Here is a 25,895-nt window from a genome sequence, read left to right as displayed (position 1 = left end):
GAATCAATACTTTGAAAATTAACTACTGTATAATGAAGACTTTACATCAAAAGTACCCAGAGGGGGGTACCTCGAAAAAGTAGCTCCTGCACTGTGATAAACCTGATGCCGGAACGATTTGGCCCTTTTGGCGGATTCGTAAACAGAACCGCAACCCACCCAATAGATACCGCGTCAGGAATTCGCCCCAATGCCCCATCTCCACCGCTCGCAATCCGGCTCCGCTTTATCTATCTTCGCTCTCTGCATCTTCCTCGGCGCTGGAGCCATAGGAGCATTGCTCGCGCAATCACCCGCGCCGGCGCAACAAAGCCCCCCAGCAGGCATGAGCGTCAATACCGGAGCCGCTCACGAAGCTGTCCTCGATAGCGAGCACCGACCCATCACCGCTGGCGGCTTCGTCAAAACCGGTCCCATCCTGTTTCAGGACATCGCGCAAAAAGCCGGGCTCACCACCTGGACCCACACCATGGGCACACCCGAAAAGAACTTCATCATCGAGACCAACGGCTCCGGCGTGGGCCTCTTCGACTATGACAACGACGGCTGGCTAGACATCTATCTCCTCAACGGCTCGACCTACGATGCGCTCTCCGGAAAGACCACCCCGCCGCACGCCGCACTCTTCCACAACAACCACGACGGAACCTTCACCGACGTAGCCGCCAAAGCCGGAGTCACCAACGACCGCTGGGGCGTCGGTGTCGCCATCGCCGACTACGACAACGACGGCTGGCCCGACATCTACGTCTCGAACTTCGGCGAGAACCGCCTCTACCACAACAACCACGACGGAACCTTCACCGATGTGGCAGAAAAAGCAGGGGTTACCTTGGGCAACTGGTCCACCGGAGCGACCTGGGGCGACTACGACGGCGACGGCAAACTCGACCTCTTCGTTCCCGGCTACGTCCACTACGACATGGCCAACCAGCCTGCTTATGGCTGCCAGTTCCGCGGCGAAAAGGTGATGTGCGGCCCTCGCGGCCTCAAAGGCGAACCCGACCACCTCTTCCATAACAACGGCGACGGCACCTTCACCGATGTCAGCGAAAAAGCCGGAGTCTCGGATAAAAACGGCTACTACGGCCTCGCGTCTGCTTTTGTTGATGTGAATGACGACGGCAAGCCCGACCTGATCGTTGCAGATGACTCCACTCCAAACTACCTCTACATCAATAAGGGCGACGGAACCTTCGAGGATGACAGCTACGCCTCCGGCTACGCGCTGAACGAGAATGGCCGCGAGACAGCTTCCATGGGCATCGCCATCGGCGACTACCGCAACAACGGTCTGCTCGACCTCTACAACACCACCTTCTCCGACGACTACAACCCGCTCTACCGCAACGACGGCGACGCCAACTTCACCGATGTCAGCTACCAGATGGGCATGGCCGAACCGACCATTCCCTTCCTCGGCTGGGGGGACGCTTTTCTTGACTTCGATAACGACGGCTGGAAAGACATCATCATCGCCAACGGTCACGTCTATCCGCAGGTTGATCACACCACCTGGGGCACCACCTGGAAGCAGCGCCCACTGCTCTTTCACAATCTGGAAGGCAAAAAGTTCGAAGTGGAACCAGCCGTGGAAGGCACCGCCCTGGCCTCACTCTACGTTGGCCGTGGCCTGGCCGTCGGCGACCTCTTCAACGATGGCAAACAGGACGTCGTCATCAACGTCCTCGACGGTCATCCCGCGCTTCTGCGTAACGTGTCTTCCGACCATCATCACTGGATCGAGTTCAAGCTCATAGGCGGCCCCAGGAGCCCGCGCGACGCCATGGGCGCTAAGGTATTCGTGACGGCAAACGGAATGCGCCAGCGCGACGATATCTTCTCAGGCGGCAGCTTTGCTTCCACCCACGACCCACGCGTCCACTTCGGCCTCGGCGACTCCACCAAAGTCGATTCCGTAGAAGTGCACTGGCCCAGCGGAGCGAAAGAAAAATTCTCTATCGCAAAGGTCGATCAGATCGTTACTCTCACAGAAGGCAAAGGAAACAGGATGTAATCAGCCGTTGCAATCCGCATGAAACCAATTCCCAATCTCCATGCCGTCCTGCGCTGCCTCTTCTTCTGGACACTCTGCGGAACTATCGCCCTCTCCGCCAGCGCGCAGAGCGTCAATAGTCTCGGCCATCAATCCTGGTCGACTGAAAACGGACTTCCGCAAAACAGCGTCCATCAGGTCTTCCAGTCAAGCGACGGCTATATCTGGATCGCCACCGAAGACGGCATCGCCCGCTTCGACGGCATCGACTTCAAAATCTTCAACCACGAAAACACCGCCGCCTTTACCAGCAGCGATACCTGCTGCATCGTGCAGGATTCAAACAACTCTCTCTGGATCGGAACCTCCGACGGTCTTGTCCAATTCGCATCGGGCACGTTCCGCCATCTTCCCATCGCCGAGCACATCGTCTCGCTCTCGACAACAGACAACGGCACTCTCGTCGTCCTCACCAACAGCAGCGTCCTCCGCTTCGACGGAAACGGTTTCACGCCGCTGCCGCTTCCCTCCGGCGCCACGCCAACCGCAATCGCCAAAGCAGCCGACGGAAGCCTCTGGATCGCCTCGACCGCCGGAATCTTTCAATACCAGCACGATCAGCTTCGGCCAGCATCTCTCGCTCCCAACCTGACGAACATCGAAGGCATCGGAGCACTTCCCGCCAACGGCATCTGGATACGCAGCACGAACAGCCTTACCCTCATTCAGAACGGCCATCAACGCACTCTGCAGGCAGGCCGCGATCTACCCGCCGCGCGCATCCAGTCCGCGCTGTCCGACTCGCGCGGAGACCTATGGATCGGAACCAATCAAGGCCTCTTCATGCTGGACAAAAGCAGCAGCCAGCCGCAACGCCAACTGGCACTTGGCTCCAGCAGCATTCTCTCCACCTTCGAAGACCGCGAGGGCAATCTCTGGATCGGCACCGAAACCAGCGGCCTCGACATCCTCCGGCAGCAGAACTTCCGCACGATTCCTGAACTTTCCGATCACGTCATCACCGCCATCGTACAAACCTCGGACGGAGCGATGTGGGTCGGCACCAACGGCGACGGTCTCGACCGCTGGCAGTCAGGAAAGCTGCGGCATTACGCAATCCGCGACGGCCTGCTGAGCGAGATCATCCTCGCCCTTGCTCCCGGAGCCAACGGCAGTGTCTGGGTCGGCACTGCCGACGGACTGAACCACATCGAAGCCGGCAAAGTCACGTCTTACACTTCGGCCGATGGCTTGCCCGACGACCTCATCCGCTCGCTGCTCGTCGACAGCGACGGCTCTCTCTGGATCGGCACGCGCCGCGGCCTCGCGCACTGGCAGAACAACCGCTTCACCATCTTCACGCAAACCAATGGACTGAAGAGCAACCTCATCGGAGCTCTTCTCCAGCCTCATACTTCCGATTCTCACCAAGATCTATGGATCGGCACACTCAATGGTCTCTCACGGCTTCACGACGGCAAGATATCGACCTACACCACGAAAGACGGCCTCTCCGGAGACGTCATCACCTCGCTCGCCGAAGGCCAACACGGCACGCTTTGGATCGGAACCAACGGCGATGGCCTCAGCATCTATTCCAACGGCGTCTTGACCTCTCTCCAGCGGCACGACCTCCCGCTGACGGTGGATTCCATTCTGAAGGACGATCACGGCAATCTCTGGTTAAGCTCAACCCACGGCATTACGCGCGTCTCAGCATCCAGCCTGATCGCCTGCGGTGTATCCCCTGATTGCAACCCACGTCCCATCTCCTATGGGCGCTCCGACGGGATGCCTACCGAAGAGGCTTCCGCAATCGGCCACCCGGCGGCGTGGAAGACTGCGCAGGGAAAGCTCTGGTTTGCAACACGTAAGGGCGTTGCCACCGCCGATCCTGATCACCTATCCGAGAACCGCGTTCCTGCGCCTGTTGTTATCGAACGCTTTACGCTCGACGACATAGAGCTTCCGCTCGCAACCGCCGAACAAAACATTCCTCCCGGCCACAACAGCTTCGCGTTTCAATACGCCGGGCTCAGTTACGCAGCGCCGTCTAAAGTTCGCTACCGCTATATCCTCGAAGGCTTCGATAAGCAATGGACGCAGGCCGGTTCACGGCGCATCGCTTATTACACCAACCTGCCGCCGCGCCACTATCGGTTTCGCGTGCAGGCTGCAAACAATGATGGCGTATGGAATGAAGCCGGAGCATCTCTGGCTTTCTATGTGCGGCCTCCGTTTTACCGCAAGCCCTGGTTCCTTTTGCTGGCTGTGCTTCTCGTCGGCGCAATCGCCATCCTTCTCTATCGCCTGCGCCTGCGCCGTCTTCACTCGCAATTTCAGGCAGTGCTAGCCGAACGTAACCGAGTGGCCCGTGAGATTCACGACACGCTGGCGCAGAGTTTTGTCGGCGTCTCCGTGCAGCTCGAACTTACCGCGCAGCTTCTCGCTCAATCCCAGGTCGCCGCAGCCGGTCAGCAGATCGACCGCACTCGCGAATATGTGCGCGAGGGCTTAGCCGAGGCTCGCCGCAGCATCTGGGACCTTCGTGCCATCACAGCCCAGCACACGCTGCCAACGCGCCTCACGCGGCTGGCGGAGCAATCGAGCACGGAGAGTCTCCCCATCAAGATCGACATCGGAGGCACTTATCGCGCTCTTGCTCCGGTGTTTGAAGACGAGATTCTCCGCATCGCACAGGAGGCGCTCAGCAATGTGTCTCGCCATGCCAACGCCACCCATGTCTCCATCGATCTGCGTTATCATTCAAGCCGGCTGACATTAACCATCACCGACGATGGCCGAGGCTTCGAGGCAGCAGACGATTCACTTCCAGCCAAGGGCCACTTCGGCGTACAGGGGATGCGCGAACGGGCGGCACAGATTCACGCTCGACTCAGCATTGAGAGTTCGCCCGGACGGGGCACTACTGTTAAGCTGGAAGCTCCAATCGCCACACAGAAAGGCGCTACATCCAATGGCTGAACCGATTCGCATCCTTGTAGTCGATGACCACCACGTCGTCCGGCAAGGCCTCGTGGCGCTGCTCAACATCATGCCTGCGATCAAAGTGGTGGGCGAAGCCAGTGATGGATTGCAGGCAATCGAACTTTATCGCAGCCTGCGGCCGGACATCACCCTAATGGACCTGCAACTCCCGAAACTGGGGGGCGTCGAGGCCATCCAAAGAATTCGCGCCGATGACCCTGCTGCACGTTTCGTCGTCCTGACCACCTTCGACGGAGACGAGGATATCTTCCGCGCACTCCAGGCGGGGGCTAAGGCCTATCTGCTTAAAGGCATGACCATCGAAGAACTGCTCTCGACCATTCAAGCTGTGCACAGCGGCAAGACCCGCATCTCGCCCGCCATTGCAGAGAAGCTTGCCGAAAGAATGAGCAGCCACGCCCTCACTGCACGCGAACTGGGCGTTCTGGAGCGCATCGTCGCCGGCCGCGCCAATAAAGAAATCGCTGCGGATCTCGACATCAGCGAAGCGACGGTCAAATCGCACATCAATAACCTGCTGAGCAAGTTGGGTGTCAGCGATCGTACGCACGCTGCGACCGTCGCACTGCAGCGCGGTATAGTACATCTCAAATGAAACGGTCCTCCATGAAATTCCTTGCCCTTGCCCTGCTTCTCACTACGCTGACGCCTCTGATTGCGCAGCCAAAATCCTCCTGGCGTTCAGCGACATCGGCAGAGCTGCAAAATGCTTTGCCCGCCCGTGCCCAGGTTGAAAAAGAGCGTATCGAAACCGAGATGCGCACCGCCTCTGGCATCATCAACGGACAGGGCAAGATCATTGCCGGCGTCGTCCTTATCACCGCAGGGTACTCCGCCGACGGTAAATATTCCCATTATTTCCTGGTGCAGGCGCCGATCACTATCGGCGATATCGCTCTCCCGGCGGGCAATTACGTTCTCGGTTGGCAGCGCAGCGGAGAGAGCCTCATCGTCAAGTTCTATGATGCCGCGACCGGCGAAGAGCGCGGCACCGCTACCGCACATCGCCTGCCTACAGGGTCGCGTGTTGAATCCTTTCGCATCTGGCCACCTTCGGACCATTCGATGATTCAGATTGGCCGCTTCACGCTTTCCTACACGCCGGGCGCATAAATTTTGCTCACTACGCGAGTTGACGATCATTCTTCCGTGAATATTCGACACACCTGATAGAACATTTGTTACCGTGGGGGGATGCTTAATCTACCCACTCCCGAGCACATTCATGGCTAAAGATAAATCCGCAGGAAAGCGATACTACCCAACCCCTGCCCTGGAAAAAGGTCTGGATATTCTGGAGCTCTTCGCGAGCACGCCAGCCGGCCTTACGGTGAGCGAAGTCGCAAGAAGATTGAACCGTACAGTGTCCGAGATCTTCCGTATGTTGCTCTGCCTGGAACAACGTGGATACCTCGCTCAATCGGCGAACAAAGAACGGTATCAGCTCACGCTTCGCCTTTTTCGGCTGGGACAGGAGCATCCTCCCACCAAGCGCCTCATCACCGAAGCTTTGCCCACCATGCATTGGGTGGCCCACGAACTTCGCCAGTCCTGTCATCTTGGCGTACTCGATGGAGGACACGTCGTCATTCTCGCCCAGGTCGATTCACCAGAATCAACCGGCTTCTTCGTCAAAGTTGGATCCAAGGTTGACCTGATGCACGCTGCCACTGGTCACGTGATCCTCGCGCATCAGGACGAAGACTCCTGCCAGCGTGCGATTGAAGAATGGGAGCTTGAGACGAAGAAGAAGAAACCCGCCGATCTAGACGAGCATCTTGCGAAGATTCGCGTTCGTGGATACGAACGGCGCGCCAGCTACGAGGTCACAGGCGTAGTCAACATCAGCTTCCCCATCCTTAACGCGCAGGGAAACGCCGTGGCCGGCCTCACTGTCCCTTACGTAAAACGTATTGAGGACAACATTGGCATCCCAGAGATCATCGTTACGCTGCGCAAAGCCAGCCGACAGATATCGGAGGCGATCGGCGCTTTGTCGCCAGTCGAAGAGGAAGAGCAGAAGGCGCCGAAGCGAGCGACAAAGCGCCCCCCAAAAGCCCTGCCAGAATAGGCCGATGAGCAGAACCGAAGACCTTCATCACTGGAACAAGAGAGATTTGCCTTACCTCAGCAACTCCCGATAGTCCTCTCGCACCGGCGTAAACACATCCAGCACCTCTGAGGCGTCCAGTGCCCAGGCCTGATGTTCCACGCCTCCATTGACGACGAAGCTGTCCCCGGCGAACACATCGAACGTCTCGCCCCCCAGGTCCACACGCAGCGCACCGCGGATGACGTACACCAGTTGATGATGCGGGTGGCTATGCCGCGCTCCCGACCAACCGGGCTCAAAATAGTGCCGCACCAGCATCAACTCATCGCTATGGGCCAGCACCTGCCGCGTCATTCCCGGCTCTGGGGTGAAGCTTCGTGCATCCTGTGATTTAACTGAACTCATTTCAAGCCGACCCTTCAAAAAAGTGCATCACAACCGGAGACAGTGTATCCTTCTGCGCAGCCATGGTAGCCACTCGCCAAATCGATTTAAGCAGAGCTCTCGATGCGGATGAAATCGTTCCTTACTTTCAGCCTATTGTTGAACTACGTACCGGTGTTCTCACAGGTTTTGAGGCTCTCGCGCGCTGGCGGCATCCGGTTCACGGCCCCATCTCACCGGAGATATTCATTCCTCTCGCTGAAGAGCATGGGCTCATCGGCACGCTTACCGGAAATCTATTACGCCGGGTCTTCAGCGTTGCTGCCTCCCTCCCCCAAGAGCTTTGCATCTCATTCAACATCTCTCCGCTCCAGTTTCGGGACCCATCACTTTCGCGGCAGATAGATTCAGCTGCTCAATTAGCAGGGTTTTCGCTGAAGCGTCTCATCCTCGAGATCACGGAAAGCGCGCTCATCGACAATATCGACCAGGCGCAGTCCATTGCTCAGGATTGGAAGGCGCACGGCATCTCCCTTGCACTCGACGACTTCGGCACCGGTTACTCGAGCCTTCGTCATCTCCAGTCGCTGCCTTTCGACGAGCTTAAAGTCGATGCCAGCTTCGTCCGCGAGATATCGGACACGAGAGAGAGCAGAAAAATCGTCGCCGCCATTATTGGACTCGGACATAGCCTGGGCCTCACCACGGTCGCCGAAGGCATTGAGACAAAGGACAAGGCAGACATGCTGGTCCGTCTGGGCTGCGACATAGGCCAGGGCTGGCTTTATGGCCCTCCCGTTCCTCCGGATGATCTCTCTGACTTCCTTTCGAGACGTTCACTGTCCCCCATCCACGCTATCAGCAGCTTTCCTTCGAGCAACAGGCTACCGAACCTGGAGGCCCATCCCGCACAGCGGCTCGCGCAATTGCAGGCCATCTACGAGAGCGCTCCCGTCGGCCTCTGCTTTCTCGACTGCAATCTGCGCTATGTCAGCATCAACAGGAGGCTCGCCGAGATGAACGGCGTGCCCATCGCCGAACATCTTGGAAGAAGCGTCGCCGAGGTCATTCCCGAAGTCTTCTTCAGAATTGAGCCGTATCTCCGCCGGGCACTTCAGGGCGAGACTATCAACGATCTCGAAATAACCAGTCCCCGTAAGAATGCCGAAGGGGGCAATCTTACCTTGATCGTTACCTATCAGCCCGTTCGCGATGAAGCCGAGGAGATCGTTGGTGTTTCTGTTGCTGTGGTCGATATCACCAGTCGCAAGCTCACCGAAGAAGCGCTTCGCGAAAGTGAAGACCACTACCGCAATTCCGTCGAATTAAATCCTCAGATTCCATGGACCAGCGATGCCGAAGGAAGGGTTCTTGAAGCAGGCCCTCATTGGGAGAATTCCACAGGATGGACGAGGGAGCAGGCGCTCGATCAGGGTTGGGTGAAGGCCCTGCACCCGGCCGATGTCATACCAACCTTGCGCAAATGGGCGCAACATTTGCGAAGCGGCAAACCCATCGATGTCGAATTTCGCATCGGCCGCGGCGACGGAGTGTGGCGCTGGATGCGTTCCCGCGCAGCCCCACGGCGCGACGAGACGGGAAAAATTATCCGCTGGTATGGCACCGTCGAAGATATCGACGATCGCAAAAAGGCAGAGCGCGCGCTCCGCGAAAGTGAGGCTCTGCTGCGGGCGGTTTTTGAGGCCGTCTCAGTGGGTCTCATCATCTCGGAGTTCCCCGGCAACCGCATTATCATGTGCAATCGTCGCGCAGAAGAGATCTTTCAGCGCTTGCTCCCCCCCGGCGCCAACCTCGACACCTATCGTCAATTAATCCTCTCCCATGCCGATGGACTTGACCTGGAGTCCGGCGAATACCCCATGGAATGCGCTATCCGGAGTGGCAAAACCACAGAACCTGAAGATCTCCTCTATCGCCGCAGTGATGGCAGCAAAGCCTGGATCAGGGTCACCGCCGCTCCTGTTCGCGGAAAAAGCGGCGGCATTGCGGGGGCTGCGCTCTCTATTCAGGACATCGACAATGCAGTGCAGGAAAAACAAAGACTCCTGGACCGCATAGCAGAGTTGGAGCGTCAATTAAAAGCGGCAAAGACTAATGCTTAATCAGCCACATCAGCCAGCTTGCCGCCACCGTTCCCAGCACAAACAGACCGAAGCAGAATGCGCCGAAACGGATCATCATTCGCGGCTCGGCCCGTTGGGTGATGCCGAACACAATCGAAGTGAACAGAGAGAACAAGAGTACCGCGTCAAAATGCGTAATCGTCAAGAGGCCTTCCTTCCGGTCGCCAGCGAATGCGCGTCGACTGCCGCAATCACATTCAACAACCCAGCCACAACAACGAACTTGGTCCCGTAGTCAGCCGAGACCGTTACCACCGCCGTCGCGCCCAGATCGAAGATTCTGGCCACGCCGTACAGCACGCCAGTTCCCAGGTCACCCGCAAAGTTGAGAATATCCAGCAGATCGCCCGTATTCGGCGAGTAGATCTTGCCATGCAGCGCAATCCCAATGCTGAACATCAGCACCAGCGTCGCAAACAGCAGCAGTCCGCGCACCCATTTGCCCAGCAAAAAGTGTCCTGCGCCCGGAACCAGCCATCCGGCAATCAGCACCAGAAGCGCCATCGAAGAAGACCTACCAGCGGCGCGCGCCGGGACCTGTACAGTGTTCGCCATTTCAGTTGTCATCATAGCAGTTACACCCGAACCAATTCGGTCTGTATCCTGCCAGTAACCTCGGCCTTGCCTGGCCGGGTGATCATGTCGATCTCGCTCCGGACCCCGAACTCGCCGGGAAAATAAATTCCCGGTTCGACGGAGAAGCAGGTATTTGGCAGAATCAGGCGCTCATCATGCGTCTCAAGGTTGTCGAGATTCGCTCCATTCCCATGGAGAACGGTGCCGATATTGTGCCCTGTCCGGTGGGTAAACCATTCTCCGAACCCAGCCTGTCGGATCACCTCACGCGCGGCGTCGTCGGCCTCCCAGCCGGCAATTGGCTTGCCTTCCGCGAACGCCTCGCGCACTACCGTCACCGCCGCGTCACGGGCATCGCGGACGGTCGCGAATATCATCTGCTCGCGCTCCGTCGGCTCGCGGTCTACCACTCCCGTCCAGGTGATGTCATAAAAACAGGCGCCCGCCCGCTCCAGCTTCGCCCAGATATCGATCAGAACAAAATCGCCACGGCGAATGGGTTTGGAAGTCGCCGCGCTCGGCTCATAGTGCGAATCAGCAGAGTTCGCGCCCACGCTTACATTCGGGCCATGGTCCCAGAGCAAGCCCTCGCGCCCCATCGCCTCGCAAAAATACTCCACCATGGCAAACTCGTCGGTCCCCCCGGCCCGAACACGGCTGCCCATCTCCTTCCATCCGGCGTCCAGAATGGCGTCAATCTTCTGTTGCGCCACAAAATGGGAGGCCATCTGCTGCTCGGAGAGCACGGCTTCAAACTGGCTGACGAGATCGGCTGAGCTGACAATCTCCTTGCCCATTCCCCGCAGCAACTCGATTGTTCCGGCATCGACCAGCGAGATATACATGATGGCGTTCCGCGGCGAGTACTGCATGGCAATCCGGGTCCGGCCTGCCAACATCGCCTCTACCTGGGCGTCCAACTCCTGCCACGAGGAGTACACCGCCTTCGAGCCGGGCAGCGCATCCAGTTTTCCTGACTCGATCCGGTGCACCAGCTTCTTCGGCTCGCCCTCGGCCGGAATCAGATAAAACCAGCGGCGCGAGACGAGCGGCCCCTCGGCCATCCCCAGAATGCGATACGCCAGCGGGTCGCGGTAATGGTGGTCATAGAACAACCATCCGTCAAATTTCTGGTCACGAAGGGCGGACTGAATGGCAGCAAGATTCATGCCGCAATCTTATCTGTTCCGCCCCAAGAGCGGCATACAGGATCAAAGGTTACGAGCAAAAGCGATTGCTGCGGCTAGTCTTGTGGTCGCTAGCTGTACTTCAGCCATCGGAGAATCTCCGAGACCGTCGGCTTCTTGCCATACATGAGGATGCCCACACGGTAGATGCGGCTCGCTACCCAGAGAATTCCGTAAATCGTGGCCACCATAAGGGCGACGGAGAGCGCGATTTGCCACATTGGCGGCGTGGCCAGCGAGATGCGCAGATACATGATCAGCGGCGTCATGAAGGGGATGAGCGAAAGAACAGTCGACAGGACCGAATTGGGGTTCGAGACGATGATGCCCATCGCGAAGAAGCAGCAGGCAAGCGGCATCACGAGGAACATGTTGAGCTGCTGCAGTTCCTGTTCCGAGTTCGTCATCGCACCGAGAGCCGCGGCGATGCTGGCATACAGCATGAAGCCGAGGACAAAGTAGACGACGAAGAAGATGATCTGCATGGCGCTGAGCGTGACGTGCACATTGCCGCCCGCGATCGACGAGACCAGCGAGGTGCTGGTCAACAGAATTGCGGCAATCAGCCAAATGAAGACCTGAGTTAGCCCGACCGAACCGACGCCAATCATCTTGCCGGCCATCATCTCCTCGGGTTTGATGGTGGCAAGCAGGACCTCGAAGACACGCGAGGTCTTCTCTTCAATGATGGAGCGGGCGACGTTCATGCCATAGAGCATGATGACGAAGTACATGAGGAAAAACAGCACGTAGATGGCGATGTACGTGGATGTGGTGTCGGCGTTCTTGCCGGCCTGTGTCGAATCGACCTCAACCGGCTGCATCAGCGAGTTGACATCAGAGGCGACCATGCCCTGGTGAGCTAGATGCTCCCGCAGAAGCACCGCACGCAGGGCAGAACTGATGGCGTTCCTGGTGGAGACATCGCGTGCGGAGCGCGGCGTGTAGGCGAAGCTCGGGCGGGCGTTCGACTGAGTGGCAGGGGTGATCCATAGATACCCGTCGAGGTTTTTATCTGCAAGTTCGCCGTCGAGCACGGCGCGGGTGTCCGTGCCGGGAGGGGAGATGACGTCGACCGTCATCGTGCTGTCTTTGCCGCTCTCAAGTTCCGCCTGAAGATCGGTCGCAAGCTGCTGATCGTGCGAGACGACCGCAATGTGCGAGGTCGCTCGCGCATGGGTAGTTGTTATGGCGTCGACTATGATTCCGCCGCCCATGAGCAGTGGGAAGATGATGGTGAAGAAGAGGAAGGCCTTGGTGCGGATGCGCTCGAGGTACTCGCGCTTTGCGATGAGCCAGACATTATGCATCGACCTTGCCTCCAACTTTCTCTATGAATATCTCTTCGAGTGTGGGTTCCTTCACCTCGAAGCGGTTGATGCGGGTGCCGCGCTGGATGGCATCGGCAAGCAGCGGCTGGGCATCGGGAGGGATACCATCGACGGTGCGAAGCTTGATCTCGGCGCGGCCGCTGTAGGTCCTGGCCTCTTCGATGGAGGGATGCTGAAGGAAACTGGTGTCTCCTTCAAAGAGCATCTCGACGCGGTTGCGGGGGTAACGAGACTTGATGTCGCGCATGGAGCCGGAGAGGACGAGGTTTCCATTGTGAATGAGCGTGAGGGAGTCGCAGAGTTTTTCGATCTGGTCCATACGGTGGGTTGAGAAGAGAATAGTGCGACCCTGACTGCGGAGATCGACGAGGGTGTCCTGCAAAATCGTGGCGTTGACGGGATCGAGTCCGCTGAATGGCTCGTCCATGATGATGAGCTCGGGCTCGTGCAGCAAGGTCGAGATGAACTGGATCTTCTGCTGCATTCCCTTGGAGAGCTCTTCGGTCTTTTTGCCGATGGATGCGGAGATACCGAGGCGTTCGCACCAGTCATGCGCTCGCTTGCTGGCAGTCGCCGCGCTGAGGCCGTGAAGCTGACCGAGGAAGATGAGCTGGTCCATCACCTTCATCTTTTTGTAGAGGCCACGTTCCTCGGGCAGATAACCGACGCGATGGAGATTCTTGCGGGTGAACGGCTGTCCGAAGAGACTGATGGAGCCGGAGTCGGGCACTGTGATGCCGATCATCATGCGGATGGTGGAGGTTTTTCCGGAGCCATTGGGGCCGAGGAGACCGAACATGGTGCCGGGTTCGATGTTGAAGCTGATGTCGTTGACGGCGACTTTTGTGTCGTAGACCTTGCGGACTTTGTGGAGCTCGACGATGTGCATGGGTTCTCTTAAGTTCAAGTTTAGCAGGGTGATTCCGATGGTCCACTGGCTTCTTGATAGCATCGGTCTGTGCTGGAACTCTCGACTCCAATTAAATATGTGAAGCGCGTGGGGGAACGCGTCGCCGAAGCCCTGGCCAAGAGGGGCGTGGAGACCGTCGAGGATCTGCTTTATCATCTGCCCTTTCGTTATGAAGACCGGCTGAATCCGTTGCCGATCAGCGGACTGAAGGCCGGGGCGATGGCCAGTGTGATCGGCGAGGTGCGCGGTACGGCACTGCTGAAGACGCGCAGCATGCCACTATTTGAGATGACCGTCGGGCAGGGACTAAGCACGGTGAAGTGCATGTGGTTCCACGGCGAGTATTTGCGCGATAAGTTTCGCGTGGGACAGATGGTGGCGCTATACGGGCGCGTTGAGGCGTCGCGGTCCACCGCTGGTCGATTCAAGATGATCCAGCCTCAGTTTGAGATTCTGCCTGCTCAGGATGGGCCTGAGGCTGAGTTTGTACGGCTGGAGATGGGACGAATCGTGCCCGTGTATGAGTTTCTCGGCGGTACTACGGCGTGGGGCGCGAAGCTGACCTCGCGATGGCTGCGGCGAGTGCTTTGGGGGATCTTCGAGGAGTTGGAAGAGAAGACGGGCGCTGTTCCGGAGACTGTACCGGCGGCGCTGCTGAAGCGGCTGAAGCTACCGGGAAGGATGGAGGCGCTACGGTCGATTCATTTTCCCGAGGCGGGAACGCCGATGGTGGAGCTGATGTCGGCGGCGACTCCGGGGCATCGGCGGTTGATCTTCGAGGAGCTGTTTTATCTGGAACTGGGGCTGGAGCTGAAGCGACGCAGAATGCGCGAACGCGAGGGCACCGCGTTTGTGACGAATGTAAAAGTCCGCGAAGCGATCAAGCAGGTGCTTCCCTTTCACCCCACCGCCGCGCAGAAGCGCGTGCTGGGAGAGATTGCCGACGACATGCGCAAGCCACAACCGATGCGGCGGCTGTTGCAGGGCGATGTGGGTTCGGGCAAGACGATTGTCGCGATGCAGGCGGCTCTGGTGGCGATCGAGAACGGTTACCAGACCGCGCTAATGGCTCCGACGGAGATTCTGGCGACGCAGCATTATCTGTCCGCACGAAAGCTGCTGGGGAATGTGCTTTCGCCGAGGACGGGCAAGCCTTATCGCGTAACGCTGTTGACGGGGTCGCTCGATGAGGCGACGAAGCGGGAGGCGCGCGGAAGAATATTTCGCGGAGAGACCGATCTGGCGATTGGGACTCATGCGCTGATTGAGGACAAGGTTGACTTCGAAAATCTGGGCCTTGTGATTGTGGACGAGCAGCACCGGTTCGGCGTGCAGCAGCGGTTTCGGCTGATGAAGAAGGACACTGCGCTCGACCCGGACGTGCTGGTAATGACGGCCACTCCGATTCCCCGGACGCTGGCGCTGACTTTGTATGGCGATCTGGATGCCAGCGTGATCGATGAGCTGCCGCCCGGGCGAACTCCAATTGTTACGCGGAGGACGACGGAGGAACGGGCAGAGGATGTCTGGGGATTTGTACGGAAGCAGGTTGCGGCTGGACGACAAGCCTATATCGTCTATCCCGTGATTGAAGGAGCAAAGGACGATCAGCCCGAGTTGGATTTTGCGCATGATGTGGAAGAACAGGGATCAGAGAAGGCGGCTGGGAAGAAGGCCAAGACCTCTAAAGGAAAAGCTGCGAAGACGGAGAAGTTGTTTGAGTCTAAGAAGCCGCTTCGTGCGGCCAGCGATATGTATGAGGAGTTACGCAAAGGCGCATTGGCTGGGCTGCGGCTGGGACTGTTGCATGGGCGTTTGAGTGCTGACGACAAAGAGGTAGCGATGCGGCGGTTTCAACGGGGCGATACTGATGTGCTGATCGCCACCACCGTCATTGAAGTGGGTGTAGATGTCCCGAATGCTTCGGTGATGGTTATCGAACATGCGGAGCGATTTGGCTTGGCACAGATGCATCAGTTACGCGGGCGCGTGGGTCGCGGAGCGGCGAAGAGCTACTGCATCCTGATGACCGGCGGAAAGGTGAGCGAGCAAGCCGAGGCCAGACTGGATGCGATGGTGCGCACGCAGAATGGTTTTGAGCTGGCTGAGCTCGATCTCCAGCAGCGCGGGCCGGGAGAGTTCTTCGGCACGCGCCAGGCTGGATTGCCGGAGTTTCGTGTAGCCAACCTGATACGCGATCGCGCTTTGCTGGAGCTGGCCAAGAAGGAGGCTTCGAGGTTTGCGGAGCAGCCCGATCCGGCGATTTCGCATGAAGAGAAAGACGCTGTATGGGCGAGGCTGAAGCAGCAGTGGCAGCGGCGATATGGGCTGGTGGAAGCCTGAGCAAAAAGCCGTTAGCTTTCGGGTGAAGCTAACGGCCAAACTTTAGCTGGCGATGGCCGGGGTGTAGGCAGAGAGCTGAGCATGCGGATTTACAGAGTAGGCCTTCTTGGGGCCGCGCTTGCGAGCTACGAGCACGCGGATGCGCTCGATCATCTCGGCGGCAGAGCAGGCTCCCTTGGGCAGGAAGACGTCGGCGGAGCAGGCACGGTCGAAGGCGTTGACGGTGCCGGAGACGATCATGGCAGGCAGGCAGGGGTGATGCTGCTTGGCGCGGCGGACCAGTTCGTTGCCGTCCATCTGGGGCATAAGAAGATCACAGAGAAGAAGATCAAGTGAGCCGGGAGCCGACTGGTGAACGATATCGAGCGCCTGTTGCGCGCTGGTTACAGAGATGACGCGATAGCCACGGGTTTCGAGCAGAAAGGTACGGACGGCGAGTACTTGTTCGTTGTCGTCGACACAGAGGATCGTCTTCTTGGGGCGCATGCGGTCTCACATTCTGCCGGACGCCACGGGTAGGTGGGTCGCGGCCGATAGGCCAGAGGCGGGGTGCCTGCTGGTTTGCAGACACTCCGGTCTGGAGTGTTAAACGTTCCCCGTGGTCCGGCGCATCGCCCGGCGCATTGGTCCGAAGCGTAGTGGGGCCGACTGCTCCAAAAGAGCAACAGGCACGAGCGACAAAGCTCTCCTGTCCGCTCCACGAAGGAACAGTGCCACCAGTCTGGCAAACGATGTGCCGGACCGCGGGGTGCGAGAGAGGGCCGATGCGGCGCAGGTTGCCACGCGACTCCACGGGCGCAGGAGATCGGTCTGCTGCGGATGCAGTGAAGTCGAATCCAGACGAACTGGGTCGACCTCACTGCGTTGCAGGCAGCGATGGTGCGCGTGGGGAGGCGCGACTGCGGGGCAGTCAAAACCTTCTCTCAACTCAAATTGTTAGAAAACCAGGCGAAAGCAATTTCGTTTCGTTAAAACGATCGCCACACATTGCGTGTGAAGATGTCGTTAACGCTTGCCAAGATTAGGAAGGATCGGCGACCAACGCAACGGCGAAATTAAGGCGAAGACGGAAGGTATTTGCGGTTGCGCATCCACCGTTCTCTCCAAACCTGCGTGGATATTGAAGATTGACCTTTCGACCCTGTTGAAATCGGGTGCATCACGGCAGGAAAAGGCGTCCCATTGCAACGGGAATGGTGCGGCCTCCGACGAACACTTCGGACACGGTCTCTCCCGCAATTGTTGCGCTGACATGAATGCGGCTCGGTCGAAGCATCTCGATTCCCTGCTCGATAACGATGGGTTTTCCGCTGGCTGCCAGGCCGTGGCGCACCAAGTAGGCAATCGTGCAGCCGGATGCAGAGCCAGTGGCAGGGTCTTCTCCGTTGTAGAACTGCATGCGAGCGTGCCAGTCCGCGCCAGAGCTTGCACTCGCACGGGTGATGCAGTGAAAGAACTTCGCGTCGCTGCGCTCGAGATAGGTGCGCGCCTTCTGCTGCGGAATTTCGAGCCGTGCGGCGACAGCGAGTGATTTGAGCGGCACGATGCAAAAGGCCATGCCCGTGGAGACGGTCTGCGCGGGGAGGTCCGGATCGAGATCATCGATCGAGAGACCGAGCGCGTCGGCAAGAGTTACACGATCGTGAATATCGCCAAACGTAGGGTCGTTCTGCTTCATGGTGCCAAAGACGCCCTGCTCTGCGGGCGTGGGAGCTCTGAAGCGTACAGGAATCGGGCCAACACGAAGGTCGAGAGTGACCTGCTCTGCGTCTGGAAGCGTGGCGTGATTCTGGTACAGCCAGCTTGCAGTACCCAGGGTGGGATGGCCCGCGAACTGAAGCTCTTCCGCAACCGTGAAGATGCGGACCTGGACTCCGCGCTCTCGTTCGACCTCGGGTGCGCGGGGAAGGATGAAGGTGGTCTCCGAGAGCTTCATCTCACGCGCGAGCGCCTGCATCTCTTCGTCGGAGAGGCCGCGAGCATCGCTGAAGATGGCGAGTTGGTTGCCCTGAAGAGAGCTTTCGGCGAAGACGTCGACCAGCGCGTAGTCGAAGACGCGCGGAGATGCGGATGGACTCGAAGGCGGGTGCAGCGTAACTGGCTGATTTGACATCGAAGCTCCTCGGACGTATGTTTTTGATAGACCGCAAATGGGCACAACAGCTCCATGCTAGCTCCGCTGGCTGCGGTACAAAAGATTAGCTATGACGATGATGCCCAACACGAAGTTCATACCTGGCTGCTGTTGCTGTCGGCTGGGTGTGGGTGTGCGCATAACCGGATCGTAGCAGGCAACTTTAGATTCGAGCAGCACAGAACCCACCCAAAGGCAACGAGCCGGGTGGGTTTTTTACTGGATGAAAGAGCTGAAAAACCACATCCAGGAGCGCTCGTACAGTTGTAAGTTGTGCAGTCATTCGTTGGACCAACATTCTGGGAAGAATATCTGAACAAGAAAGAGGAAATAAACTATGTCACTCCGTATCAATGATGAAGCTCCCGATTTCACAGCTGAGACCACACAGGGCACCATCAACTTCCATGAGTGGATCGGCGACGGCTGGGCCATCCTGTTCTCGCATCCCAAGGACTTTACCCCGGTGTGCACCACAGAGCTGGGCACCATGGCGGGCCTCGAAGGCGAATTTCAGAAACGCGGCGCGAAGATCATCGGGCTCAGTGTGGACCCTGCAAGCAGCCACGCCAAGTGGGCAATCGACATTGAAGAGACACAGGGCCATAAGGTGAACTACCCCATGATCGGCGACCCCGAGTTGAAGGTGGCCAAGCTGTACAACATGCTTCCTGCCGACGCCGGCAACACATCCGAAGGCCGCACTCCCGCCGGCAACGCCGCCGTGCGCACGGTGTTCGTGATCGGCCCCGACAAGAGAATCAAGCTGATGCTCGCTTATCCCATGAGCACCGGACGCAACTTCGACGAGATCATCCGCGTTCTTGATTCGATTCAGTTGACCACCAAGCACAAGGTTTCGACGCCCGCCAATTGGAAGAATGGCGATACTGTGATCCTCGCCGGCACTGTGTCGGACGAAGAAGGACAGAAGCTGTATCCCGATAGCTTCAAGAAGATCAACTCCTACATCCGGACTGTCGCTCAGCCCAAATAAGCTGAAATTCAGTAGCAAGAGCCGCCACGCAATCGAATTGCGTGGCGGCAAGTAATAAGAGTTAAGGTGAGCAACGATGGCTGAATCACGCATCCCACGAATTATGGAGCCGGCGCCGGACTTCGAGGCGAAGAGCACACAGGGCCTCATCCGCCTGAGTGACTACACGTCCAGGGGCAAGTGGGTGCTCCTGTTCTCGCATCCTGCAGACTTTACGCCAGTCTGCTCGACCGAGTTCATTGAATTTGCCCGGAGCTATGACGACTTCGAGAAGATCAATGTGCAATTGATCGGGGTCTCGATCGACTCGGTGTACTCGCACATTGCGTGGGTACGCGATCTGGAGCAGCTTGGCGGTGTACAGATCAAGTTTCCGGTAATCGCCGACCTCGACCAGAAGGTCTCCGCAGCCTATGGCATGGTGCATGAGGCTGCTGCGGAAACAGCAACGATTCGCGCGGTATTTGTCATCGATCCCAAGAGCAACGTCCGGGCGCTGATTTACTACCCGATGCAGCTTGGACGCAACATCGACGAACTGTTCCGGGTATTTCAGGCTTTGCAGGCTGCCGATGCAAATGGGGTCTCGTGTCCGGCGAACTGGCGTCCCGGCCAGCCGGTGATTGTGCCTGCTCCGGCCACGGTGGAAGACGCCGCCAAGCGCACCAGCGGCAGCAACAGCGGACTGGATGTACAGAGTTGGTATCTTGCAAAGAAAGAGCTTCCCTTAGCAAAGTAGTGAGAAATAGGTAAGATGAAAGAAGCATCCTGGTTAGTTCATCTTTGATGATCCTGCTGAAAGAGCAGGTAAACCAGATAACGTATGTCGAGCTTGATTCAAAGCTGGCAACGATGAGCACCGATGGCGAAGTGGCTAACGCGCTGGTCTGCAAAACCAGTATTCATGGGTTCAAATCCCATTCGGTGCTCCACAAAAATTATTAGTAGCCCCATCGATGCATAAGCTAGCTCAACGAGGGTTACTTCATACAGCAATAGCCTCAAGCAACAGCTGCTCAAATACAAATGCCTTCTTCGATCAGTCCAATCGAAGAAGGCATTTTTGCATTGAGGCTATTTTTAGTGAGATCCACCAGCATTGCCGGGACCGCCAACCGGCTGTAGCACCGGTATCCTCTCGTCCACGGGTGGCAATGCCGGGAATGGGGCGTGTGGCTCGGCCTGGTACCAGTACGCGACGGAGTAGTAGTTGTCAGAGCGGTGGTTTGCGTGACCGTGTTCAATCGTCGCTTTGATGGATTTGGTGAAAGGGATCGGAGCATCGAAATGGAAGCGGTAGACGCTCGATCTCCCACCTGCCAGTTCATCACCCAGCACAGGCGCTCCATAGAGCGGATAGGAAAATTCCTTGCCTCCGAAGTCCCACGCGCCCAGAAAGTAGTCTTCGCTGCCAGTGCCGGTGATTGAGGGCAGCTTTGCGCCATCGATGAAGAACATGTCATCGCCTTCGCCCCACCACGAATCCTGGTTTTGCAACACAGACATGGTTACGCCTACATATTGCCCATGTCCCTTTGCGTCGAGCCAGACATAGTTATCCTTTCCATCGAGGTTGGCCTTGTCATTGACGAGCGGAGTTCCGTTGTTATCCCATTTATCAGTCCAGCCATGATTGGGCTGGGCCTGGCGGTATTGTGCGTGGAAGTACAAAGTGCCCTCTGGAAGAGGATGTGGCTCCGTACGGTAATCAATGTTGTAGTAAAGACTTCCAATTTGCTGCTTGCCTTCATTCGTCACTGTAATGCGGGCATGATGCCGATAAGGCATGGGGAAATAGCTGTTCAGCGCCTTGACGCTGCCAACGGACAACATCTCAGACTGCCAGTTATGATAGGTTCCCAATCCAAGGCCAAAGAAGTCGCCGATTGGAGCTTCGACGCTCGGAGTAGTCTCTCCATCCCAATAGATGCGCAGAACAATACGCTTGAGATGGTATGGCTCTGAATCACTTATGGTGAACCAGATGTGCGAGATCACCCCTGGACCATCTGTATCCAAAACAGTGTAGGTTGCACCCGGGGCAACGCGTCGAAAGTCCGCGTTGCCTCCCGTGGGATCGGCGCTCGAAGCCCGATGCAAGGTGTACGTCTGTTGCTGTGTAACATCTGGCTGCCAGCCCGGAGCCTGGGCGTGTGCCGCGGCTACAAAGCTGGCAGACAGTAAAAGAGCAATTGCGAGTCGCATCATCAGTTCCTCGTAAGTCTTACTTAGAGTTAGTCGATACCCAGGCTGGTTTGCAGATGCTCCAGCGATACGTTGCTGGTCTCGGGGTAATAGAGCAGGACCAGGAAGAAGTCGAGCACCATCATCGCCGCGAAGAATATAAATGGGTACGCGCCGGAAGAGACCGCCATCAGGGGAAAAATCAAGGAAATGGCAGCGTTCGTTATCCAATGCGATGAACTGCCAATGCTCTGGCCCTTTGATCGCACCCGAGTCGGGAATATCTCGCTGATGTAGACCCAAACAACCGCGCCTTGAGACACCGCAAAGAAGGCGATATAGACCATGAGGAGCCAAACCAGCCAGTTGAGATGCTTGTGGGTAAGAAAGACGTACGAAATGGCGGATAGGCAGAACGCCAGGCCGCCCGTACCAAACAACAGCAGCTTCTTGCGTCCGATCTTGTCGATCACCGACATCGCAAGCAACGTAGCAACAAGATTGGCAGCGCCGACAGCGACAGCCTGGATATCGCCAGATACCTTGGAAGCTCCGGCGAGAGCGAAGATGTCGTTCAGGTAATAGAGGATGGCATTGATGCCCGAAAGCTGGCAAAACATGCCTACCGTAATCGCTACGAAAATCGGGAGCCCGTACTTCCTGGAGAACACAGGATCAGCCGATGCAGACCGCTCAAAATGGACAGAGGCAACGATCTCGTCGAGGTCCTCTTGCGGATTAGGAATCCCGGTGAGACGAAGCACCTCAAGTGCCTCCTCCAGCTTATGTTTCATAGTCAGCCATCGCGGGCTGCGCGGTATCGTAAACAGGGCACCCAGAAACAGAATCGCCGGGAGCCCGGAGATGCCCAACTGCGAGCGCCACTCAAGAGGCCCAAGATGCATCATGCCAATCAAAAAATTAGAGACATAGGCAAGCAAAATTCCTACGACGATATTGACCTGGAAGAAGCCGACCAAACGCCCCCGCCATTCGGTCGGCGCGATCTCGGCGATATACATGGGGCCAAGGACGGACGAGCCGCCGATGCCAACGCCGCCGATGAAGCGAAAGAAGATCAGTGCCGGCCAGCTCCAGGCAAACGCACATCCCAATGCGGAGATGATGTAGCAGACAGCCATCGCGCGAAGACTGTCCCGACGACCATAGCGTTGTCCGGGGATGCCCGCTCCCATTGCGCCGATGACGGTACCCACCAGGGCGCTGGAGACGGTGACGCCGAGAGTAAAGGGCGTGAGGTGGTAGACCTGTGTTAAAGCATGCGTCGTGCCAGAGATAACAGCGGTATCGAATCCAAACAATAGGCCGCCGAGTGCGCCTACGATGGTGCTTTTAATTACGTGGGAATTGATTGTCATTTACGCTCCGGTGCTCCGCTTGCAATCTTACGCAAAGTAGGCAAGACCTGTCCTATGCGCACCGGACGTCCGCCATTCCAAGCGAAAATAAAGGTCGCGAGATAGCGAATAAATTTTGCCATAATACCGACGTTTCACGCTCGTCGGCAAACTATGGTATTGGGATGAGAAGCAGACGCAAATTCGCGTCCTAATCAAAGTTGACTAGACCGCATAGGTGGACTTGCACACCTAACTCGTGAAACATTGCGGATTTCGTTGCAAGTGCCTGGGAAGCAGTCCTGGCATCGGAAGCATACGCAATGCTGACGTGGTTTGCCCGGTGTCTCGCCATAAATGAGTCACGCGAAATGCCATCGAAGATGGCGCTCACCATGGGCCATTGAATCGTCGTCTGCTGCCAGCGGCGCATCGTCTCTTCTTCCGGCAATTGGACGACGGAGCCCAGACCAATGTCCACATGCAGGGCGTTGTCCTCGACAAACACGCGGCTCCAGACGATCTTTCCTGGCTTGCCGACGCCCTTCAGCGTTCCCCCGCCCAGGGGGAAATACATGGGGGGCTGCCGTTCGCTGGATGCCCCACGATAGCCATCCACAAAATGGCTCGCCGGAGCGGCCCCCGAGATCTGGAGGACCCAGACGAAATCGTCGATGCCGTCACCTTGATAGTGCTCGCCCCAACGCAGGTCATGCAGCGTGGTCGAGGGATCGAGCTTGAGTGCAGTCCAGCAGCGGTTTGTCACGAGAGCGTCCAGCCCCGCGCACTCGTCCACCTCGTTGAAGTGAGGCAGCGGCCCGCCGGCATAGAGTTCTTTGCCATGCTCGCCGCGCACAGGAGGCCGGTCTGCATTATTGAGTAGCCCCTCAACGAGGTCCGACGCCGGAACCATGTCTTTCAGTCCCTGCTGATATTGAATGCCAATCGCATCGCAGCCAAATTCGTCCGCTATGCGAGTCGCTGCGATATACATCTTGCACTGCTCGTGAATTTGCGCATCCGTAAGTTCGGTCTTTTCGTCCTTGCCAGTCGCAAAGCGCAGCCCTTTTGCATTCAGCCATTGCCGTACACCCTTTGCATCATCGTCTGAAACGGTGCGCATCCGGGCGACAAGCGCAGACTGGCTGAGGCGCTCTTTGAAAACGCCCGCCGCATTGAGCAATTCGTCGTCGATGATGGCGTTATACATCCCCATGCAGCCTTCATCGAAGACGCCAAGAATGGCCTTTCGTTTCTGCAAAGATTGCGCAAGCTCCTTCCCCGTATTCGCGGCATCTGCGGGCAGCGCATTCACGTCCAGATCGCGGACATGCGAAAGGTCATGCGTCACGCTTCCCAGCCTGATCCACTCCCTGATCCCGTGAAGGAAAAACTCGTCGTTGAAGTCTTCGCTCCACAACGAATTGAACTTTACTCCGGCTTTGATAAGCGAACCATTAAGGTTCAACAGGCCCACCAGCCCGGGCCACTGACCGGACCAGTTTGCGACGGTCAGCATCGGTCCGCGATGACTGCGCATGCCAGGCAGCACATGATGGCTATACTGCCATGCTGCCGTTGCGAAGACGAGATTCGCATCAGGGTCGATGCCGCTGAAGATATCCATGCCCATCCGCTGGCTCGAGATGAAGCCGTGCCCGGCACCGGTATCGACGGGAAAGGCCCGCTTCACCACGACACCTTCCCTGGCAAAACATTGGGTCAGCTTCCGCTCCAGTTCCTCCTGGGCAGGCCAGCAGGCCTTATTCGCCGAGAGCCGCAAATCTCCGCTGGTGACGAGAATGACTTCTCTCATTGGCATATCTTTAGGTGCAACTGGCATCGGCAAATCCTTTCATCATCTGCGACCGCATGGAAACCAAACAACCCACGAGGAAAATCATAGAGCTTATTGTCCCGGCAAGGCGGCACTCATCAATCGCAGATCGGGAGCGATGATCAATTTCGCCTCGGTTCGAGCCTGCACCGCGGCAGCGTCGAAGCCGTCAGCCACCTCGGTCAGCAGCAGGCCCTCCGGCGTCACGCGAATCCAGCACAGCTCGGTCACAATATCGTGGACGACATGCTTCCCCGTCAGCGGCAGTGTACACGCCTTCAAAATCTTCGGGGCACCATCCCTGGTCTGGTGTTCCATGGCCACGACTACGCGTCGGGCCCCCGCGACCAAATCCATCGCTCCACCCATGCCCTTTACCATCTTGCCTGGAATAGTCCAGTTTGCCAGATCGCCTTGCTCATCCACCTGCATGGCGCCCAACACACTCATGTCCATGTGTCCACCACGAATCATGGCAAACGACTGTTCGCTGCCGAAGAACGAGCATCCTGGCAACTCTGTCACTGGCTGCTTCCCTGCATTCAGCAGATCAGGATCGGCATTCTCTTCAGCAGGCGGCGGCCCCACACCCAACATCCCATTCTCCGACTGAAATACGACATTGATTCCAGCAGGAACATAAGCCGCAATCATCGTAGGCAGGCCGATGCCGAGGTTGACGTAAAAGCCATCCTTGATCTCGCGAGCAATCCTTCGCGCAATGCGTTCCTTGCCGCTCACGCCGCGCCTCCGGATTGGATGAACTTTGACTCAATCGGCTTGACGTAAGCCGCACCCACAACGATGCGGTCAACATAGATTCCCGGCGTAACGATGTGGTCAGGATCGAGCATTCCCGGCTCGACCAGTTCCTCCACTTCGGCAATTGTCAGGTCAGCAGCCGTCGCCATCACGGGGTTGAAGTTCCGCGCCGTCTTGCGATAGACGAGATTGCCATAGCGGTCTCCGCGCCACGCCTTGATCAAAGCAACATCGGCATGCAGCGCTTGCTCCAGAACGTAAGTCCGATTGCCGATCGTGCGCGTCTCTTTCCCCTCCGCAACGATTGTCCCCAGCCCCGTAGGCGTATAAAACGCTGGAATCCCCGCGCCGCCTGCACGAATCCGCTCGGCCAACGTACCCTGCGGAACCAGCGTCAAGTCAAGTTCCCCACGCAGCACCATCGTCTCCAGCCGGCGGTTCTCCCCAACATAGCTTCCGATGTGCGACGCGATCATGCCCGCCTCCAGCATCAAACCCATGCCAAAGCCGTCGACGCCCATATTGTTACTGATCGTATGCAGCCCTGTGATGCCCCGCCGCACCAGCGCCGCAATCAGGTTCTCCGGAATCCCGCACAAGCCAAAGCCGCCCAGCATGACGGTTGCACCACTGCCAATATCGGCAACAGCAGCATCCGCGGAAGAGACAACTTTGTCCATAAATCTCAGC

General features: G+C 57.6%; 22 protein-coding genes and 1 tRNA gene. 10 read left to right on the top strand and 13 right to left on the bottom strand.

The genetic code is table 11. The features are described from left to right. Positions 1-190 precede the first annotated feature (190 nt). The 5 genes from P4G45_RS02590 to P4G45_RS02570 all read left to right on the top strand — a co-directional run bounded on the left by P4G45_RS02590 (position 191) and on the right by P4G45_RS02570 (position 7,076). Positions 191-2,017 (top strand): CRTAC1 family protein, encoded by a 1,827-nt coding sequence (locus P4G45_RS02590; RefSeq protein WP_348268136.1) that lies wholly within the window; start codon positions 191-193, stop codon positions 2,015-2,017. Positions 2,018-2,035: 18 nt separating this feature from the next. Continuing rightward, positions 2,036-4,981: a two-component regulator propeller domain-containing protein gene (locus P4G45_RS02585; RefSeq protein ID WP_348268135.1), complete on the top strand. Its 2,946-nt coding sequence runs from the start codon at positions 2,036-2,038 to the stop codon at positions 4,979-4,981. Next, positions 4,974-5,600: a response regulator transcription factor gene (locus P4G45_RS02580; protein ID WP_348268134.1), complete on the top strand. Its 627-nt coding sequence runs from the start codon at positions 4,974-4,976 to the stop codon at positions 5,598-5,600. Before P4G45_RS02585 ends, P4G45_RS02580 begins: the two co-directional genes overlap by 8 nt. 11 nt (positions 5,601-5,611) lie before the next feature. Next, a complete protein-coding gene (locus tag P4G45_RS02575; protein ID WP_348268133.1) occupies positions 5,612-6,118 on the top strand; it encodes a hypothetical protein in 507 nt (168 codons plus the stop codon). A 112-nt stretch (positions 6,119-6,230) separates the two neighbouring features. Further along, a complete protein-coding gene (locus P4G45_RS02570) occupies positions 6,231-7,076 on the top strand; it encodes an IclR family transcriptional regulator (protein ID WP_348268132.1) in 846 nt (281 codons plus the stop codon). A gap of 51 nt (positions 7,077-7,127) precedes the next feature. On the opposite strand, the gene P4G45_RS02565 is transcribed toward P4G45_RS02570, so the two are convergent. Next, on the bottom strand, positions 7,128-7,463 hold the full coding sequence (locus P4G45_RS02565) for a cupin domain-containing protein (protein WP_348268131.1): 336 nt from the start codon (positions 7,461-7,463) through the stop codon (positions 7,128-7,130). Between the two features lie 62 nt (positions 7,464-7,525). Between P4G45_RS02565 and P4G45_RS02560 the strand changes: the two genes are divergently transcribed. After that, a complete protein-coding gene (locus P4G45_RS02560; protein ID WP_348268130.1) occupies positions 7,526-9,565 on the top strand; it encodes an EAL domain-containing protein in 2,040 nt (679 codons plus the stop codon). Here the strand turns inward: P4G45_RS02560 and P4G45_RS02555 are convergent. The 5 genes from P4G45_RS02555 to P4G45_RS02535 form a co-directional block, all read right to left on the bottom strand. Further along, positions 9,555-9,731: a hypothetical protein gene (locus tag P4G45_RS02555; RefSeq protein ID WP_348268129.1), complete on the bottom strand. Its 177-nt coding sequence runs from the start codon at positions 9,729-9,731 to the stop codon at positions 9,555-9,557. The two genes, P4G45_RS02560 and P4G45_RS02555, sit on opposite strands and share 11 nt — an antisense overlap. Continuing rightward, complete coding sequence (locus tag P4G45_RS02550; protein ID WP_348268128.1) at positions 9,728-10,141, bottom strand: DUF6677 family protein; 414 nt, start codon at positions 10,139-10,141, stop codon at positions 9,728-9,730. The genes P4G45_RS02555 and P4G45_RS02550 overlap by 4 nt, the downstream gene beginning before the upstream one ends. A 20-nt stretch (positions 10,142-10,161) precedes the next feature. Further along, positions 10,162-11,331, bottom strand: a complete 1,170-nt coding sequence (locus P4G45_RS02545; RefSeq protein WP_348268127.1) for a M24 family metallopeptidase — start codon at positions 11,329-11,331, stop codon at positions 10,162-10,164. A gap of 89 nt (positions 11,332-11,420) precedes the next feature. Beyond that, positions 11,421-12,659 (bottom strand): ABC transporter permease, encoded by a 1,239-nt coding sequence (locus P4G45_RS02540; RefSeq protein WP_348268126.1) that lies wholly within the window; start codon positions 12,657-12,659, stop codon positions 11,421-11,423. After that, positions 12,652-13,569: an ATP-binding cassette domain-containing protein gene (locus tag P4G45_RS02535; protein ID WP_348268125.1), complete on the bottom strand. Its 918-nt coding sequence runs from the start codon at positions 13,567-13,569 to the stop codon at positions 12,652-12,654. The genes P4G45_RS02540 and P4G45_RS02535 overlap by 8 nt, the downstream gene beginning before the upstream one ends. A gap of 69 nt (positions 13,570-13,638) precedes the next feature. Here P4G45_RS02535 and recG point away from each other — a divergent pair, with 69 nt between their 5' ends. After that, complete coding sequence (gene recG / locus P4G45_RS02530) at positions 13,639-15,933, top strand: ATP-dependent DNA helicase RecG (protein ID WP_348268124.1); 2,295 nt, start codon at positions 13,639-13,641, stop codon at positions 15,931-15,933. A gap of 42 nt (positions 15,934-15,975) precedes the next feature. Here the strand turns inward: recG and P4G45_RS02525 are convergent, their stop codons facing one another. After that, a complete protein-coding gene (locus P4G45_RS02525; protein WP_348268123.1) occupies positions 15,976-16,419 on the bottom strand; it encodes a response regulator in 444 nt (147 codons plus the stop codon). 673 nt (positions 16,420-17,092) lie between these two features. Continuing rightward, positions 17,093-18,046, bottom strand: a complete 954-nt coding sequence (locus tag P4G45_RS02520; protein ID WP_348268122.1) for a PhzF family phenazine biosynthesis protein — start codon at positions 18,044-18,046, stop codon at positions 17,093-17,095. 358 nt (positions 18,047-18,404) lie between these two features. Here P4G45_RS02520 and P4G45_RS02515 point away from each other — a divergent pair, with 358 nt between their 5' ends. The 3 genes from P4G45_RS02515 to P4G45_RS02505 all read left to right on the top strand — a co-directional run bounded on the left by P4G45_RS02515 (position 18,405) and on the right by P4G45_RS02505 (position 19,996). Beyond that, the gene (locus P4G45_RS02515; RefSeq protein WP_348268121.1) at positions 18,405-19,064 is read left to right on the top strand and encodes a peroxiredoxin; all 660 of its coding nucleotides are present in this window, start codon (positions 18,405-18,407) and stop codon (positions 19,062-19,064) included. A 76-nt stretch (positions 19,065-19,140) separates the two neighbouring features. Next, positions 19,141-19,803, top strand: a complete 663-nt coding sequence (locus P4G45_RS02510; protein ID WP_348268120.1) for a peroxiredoxin — start codon at positions 19,141-19,143, stop codon at positions 19,801-19,803. Between the two features lie 117 nt (positions 19,804-19,920). Further along, positions 19,921-19,996, top strand: a tRNA-Cys gene (locus P4G45_RS02505). Positions 19,997-20,144: 148 nt separating this feature from the next. Here the strand turns inward: P4G45_RS02505 and P4G45_RS02500 are convergent. From P4G45_RS02500 to P4G45_RS02480, 5 genes are all read right to left on the bottom strand, one after another. Then, entirely contained in the window at positions 20,145-21,272 is a 1,128-nt protein-coding gene (locus P4G45_RS02500) for a glycoside hydrolase family 172 protein (protein ID WP_348268119.1), read from the bottom strand. Between the two features lie 26 nt (positions 21,273-21,298). Next, complete coding sequence (locus P4G45_RS02495) at positions 21,299-22,627, bottom strand: sugar porter family MFS transporter (RefSeq protein WP_348268118.1); 1,329 nt, start codon at positions 22,625-22,627, stop codon at positions 21,299-21,301. A 190-nt stretch (positions 22,628-22,817) separates the two neighbouring features. Then, positions 22,818-24,422 (bottom strand): fucose isomerase, encoded by a 1,605-nt coding sequence (locus tag P4G45_RS02490; RefSeq protein ID WP_348268117.1) that lies wholly within the window; start codon positions 24,420-24,422, stop codon positions 22,818-22,820. Between the two features lie 93 nt (positions 24,423-24,515). Next, positions 24,516-25,184, bottom strand: a complete 669-nt coding sequence (locus tag P4G45_RS02485; protein WP_348268116.1) for a 3-oxoacid CoA-transferase subunit B — start codon at positions 25,182-25,184, stop codon at positions 24,516-24,518. After that, positions 25,181-25,885, bottom strand: coding sequence for a CoA transferase subunit A (locus P4G45_RS02480; protein ID WP_348268115.1), 705 nt, complete (start codon positions 25,883-25,885; stop codon positions 25,181-25,183). Before P4G45_RS02480 ends, P4G45_RS02485 begins: the two co-directional genes overlap by 4 nt. Positions 25,886-25,895: the final 10 nt, after the last annotated feature.

It is taken from the genome of Edaphobacter paludis (assembly GCF_039993895.1).
Lineage (GTDB): Bacteria > Acidobacteriota > Terriglobia > Terriglobales > Acidobacteriaceae > Edaphobacter > Edaphobacter paludis.
This window is presented reverse-complemented; position numbering and strand designations above follow the sequence as displayed.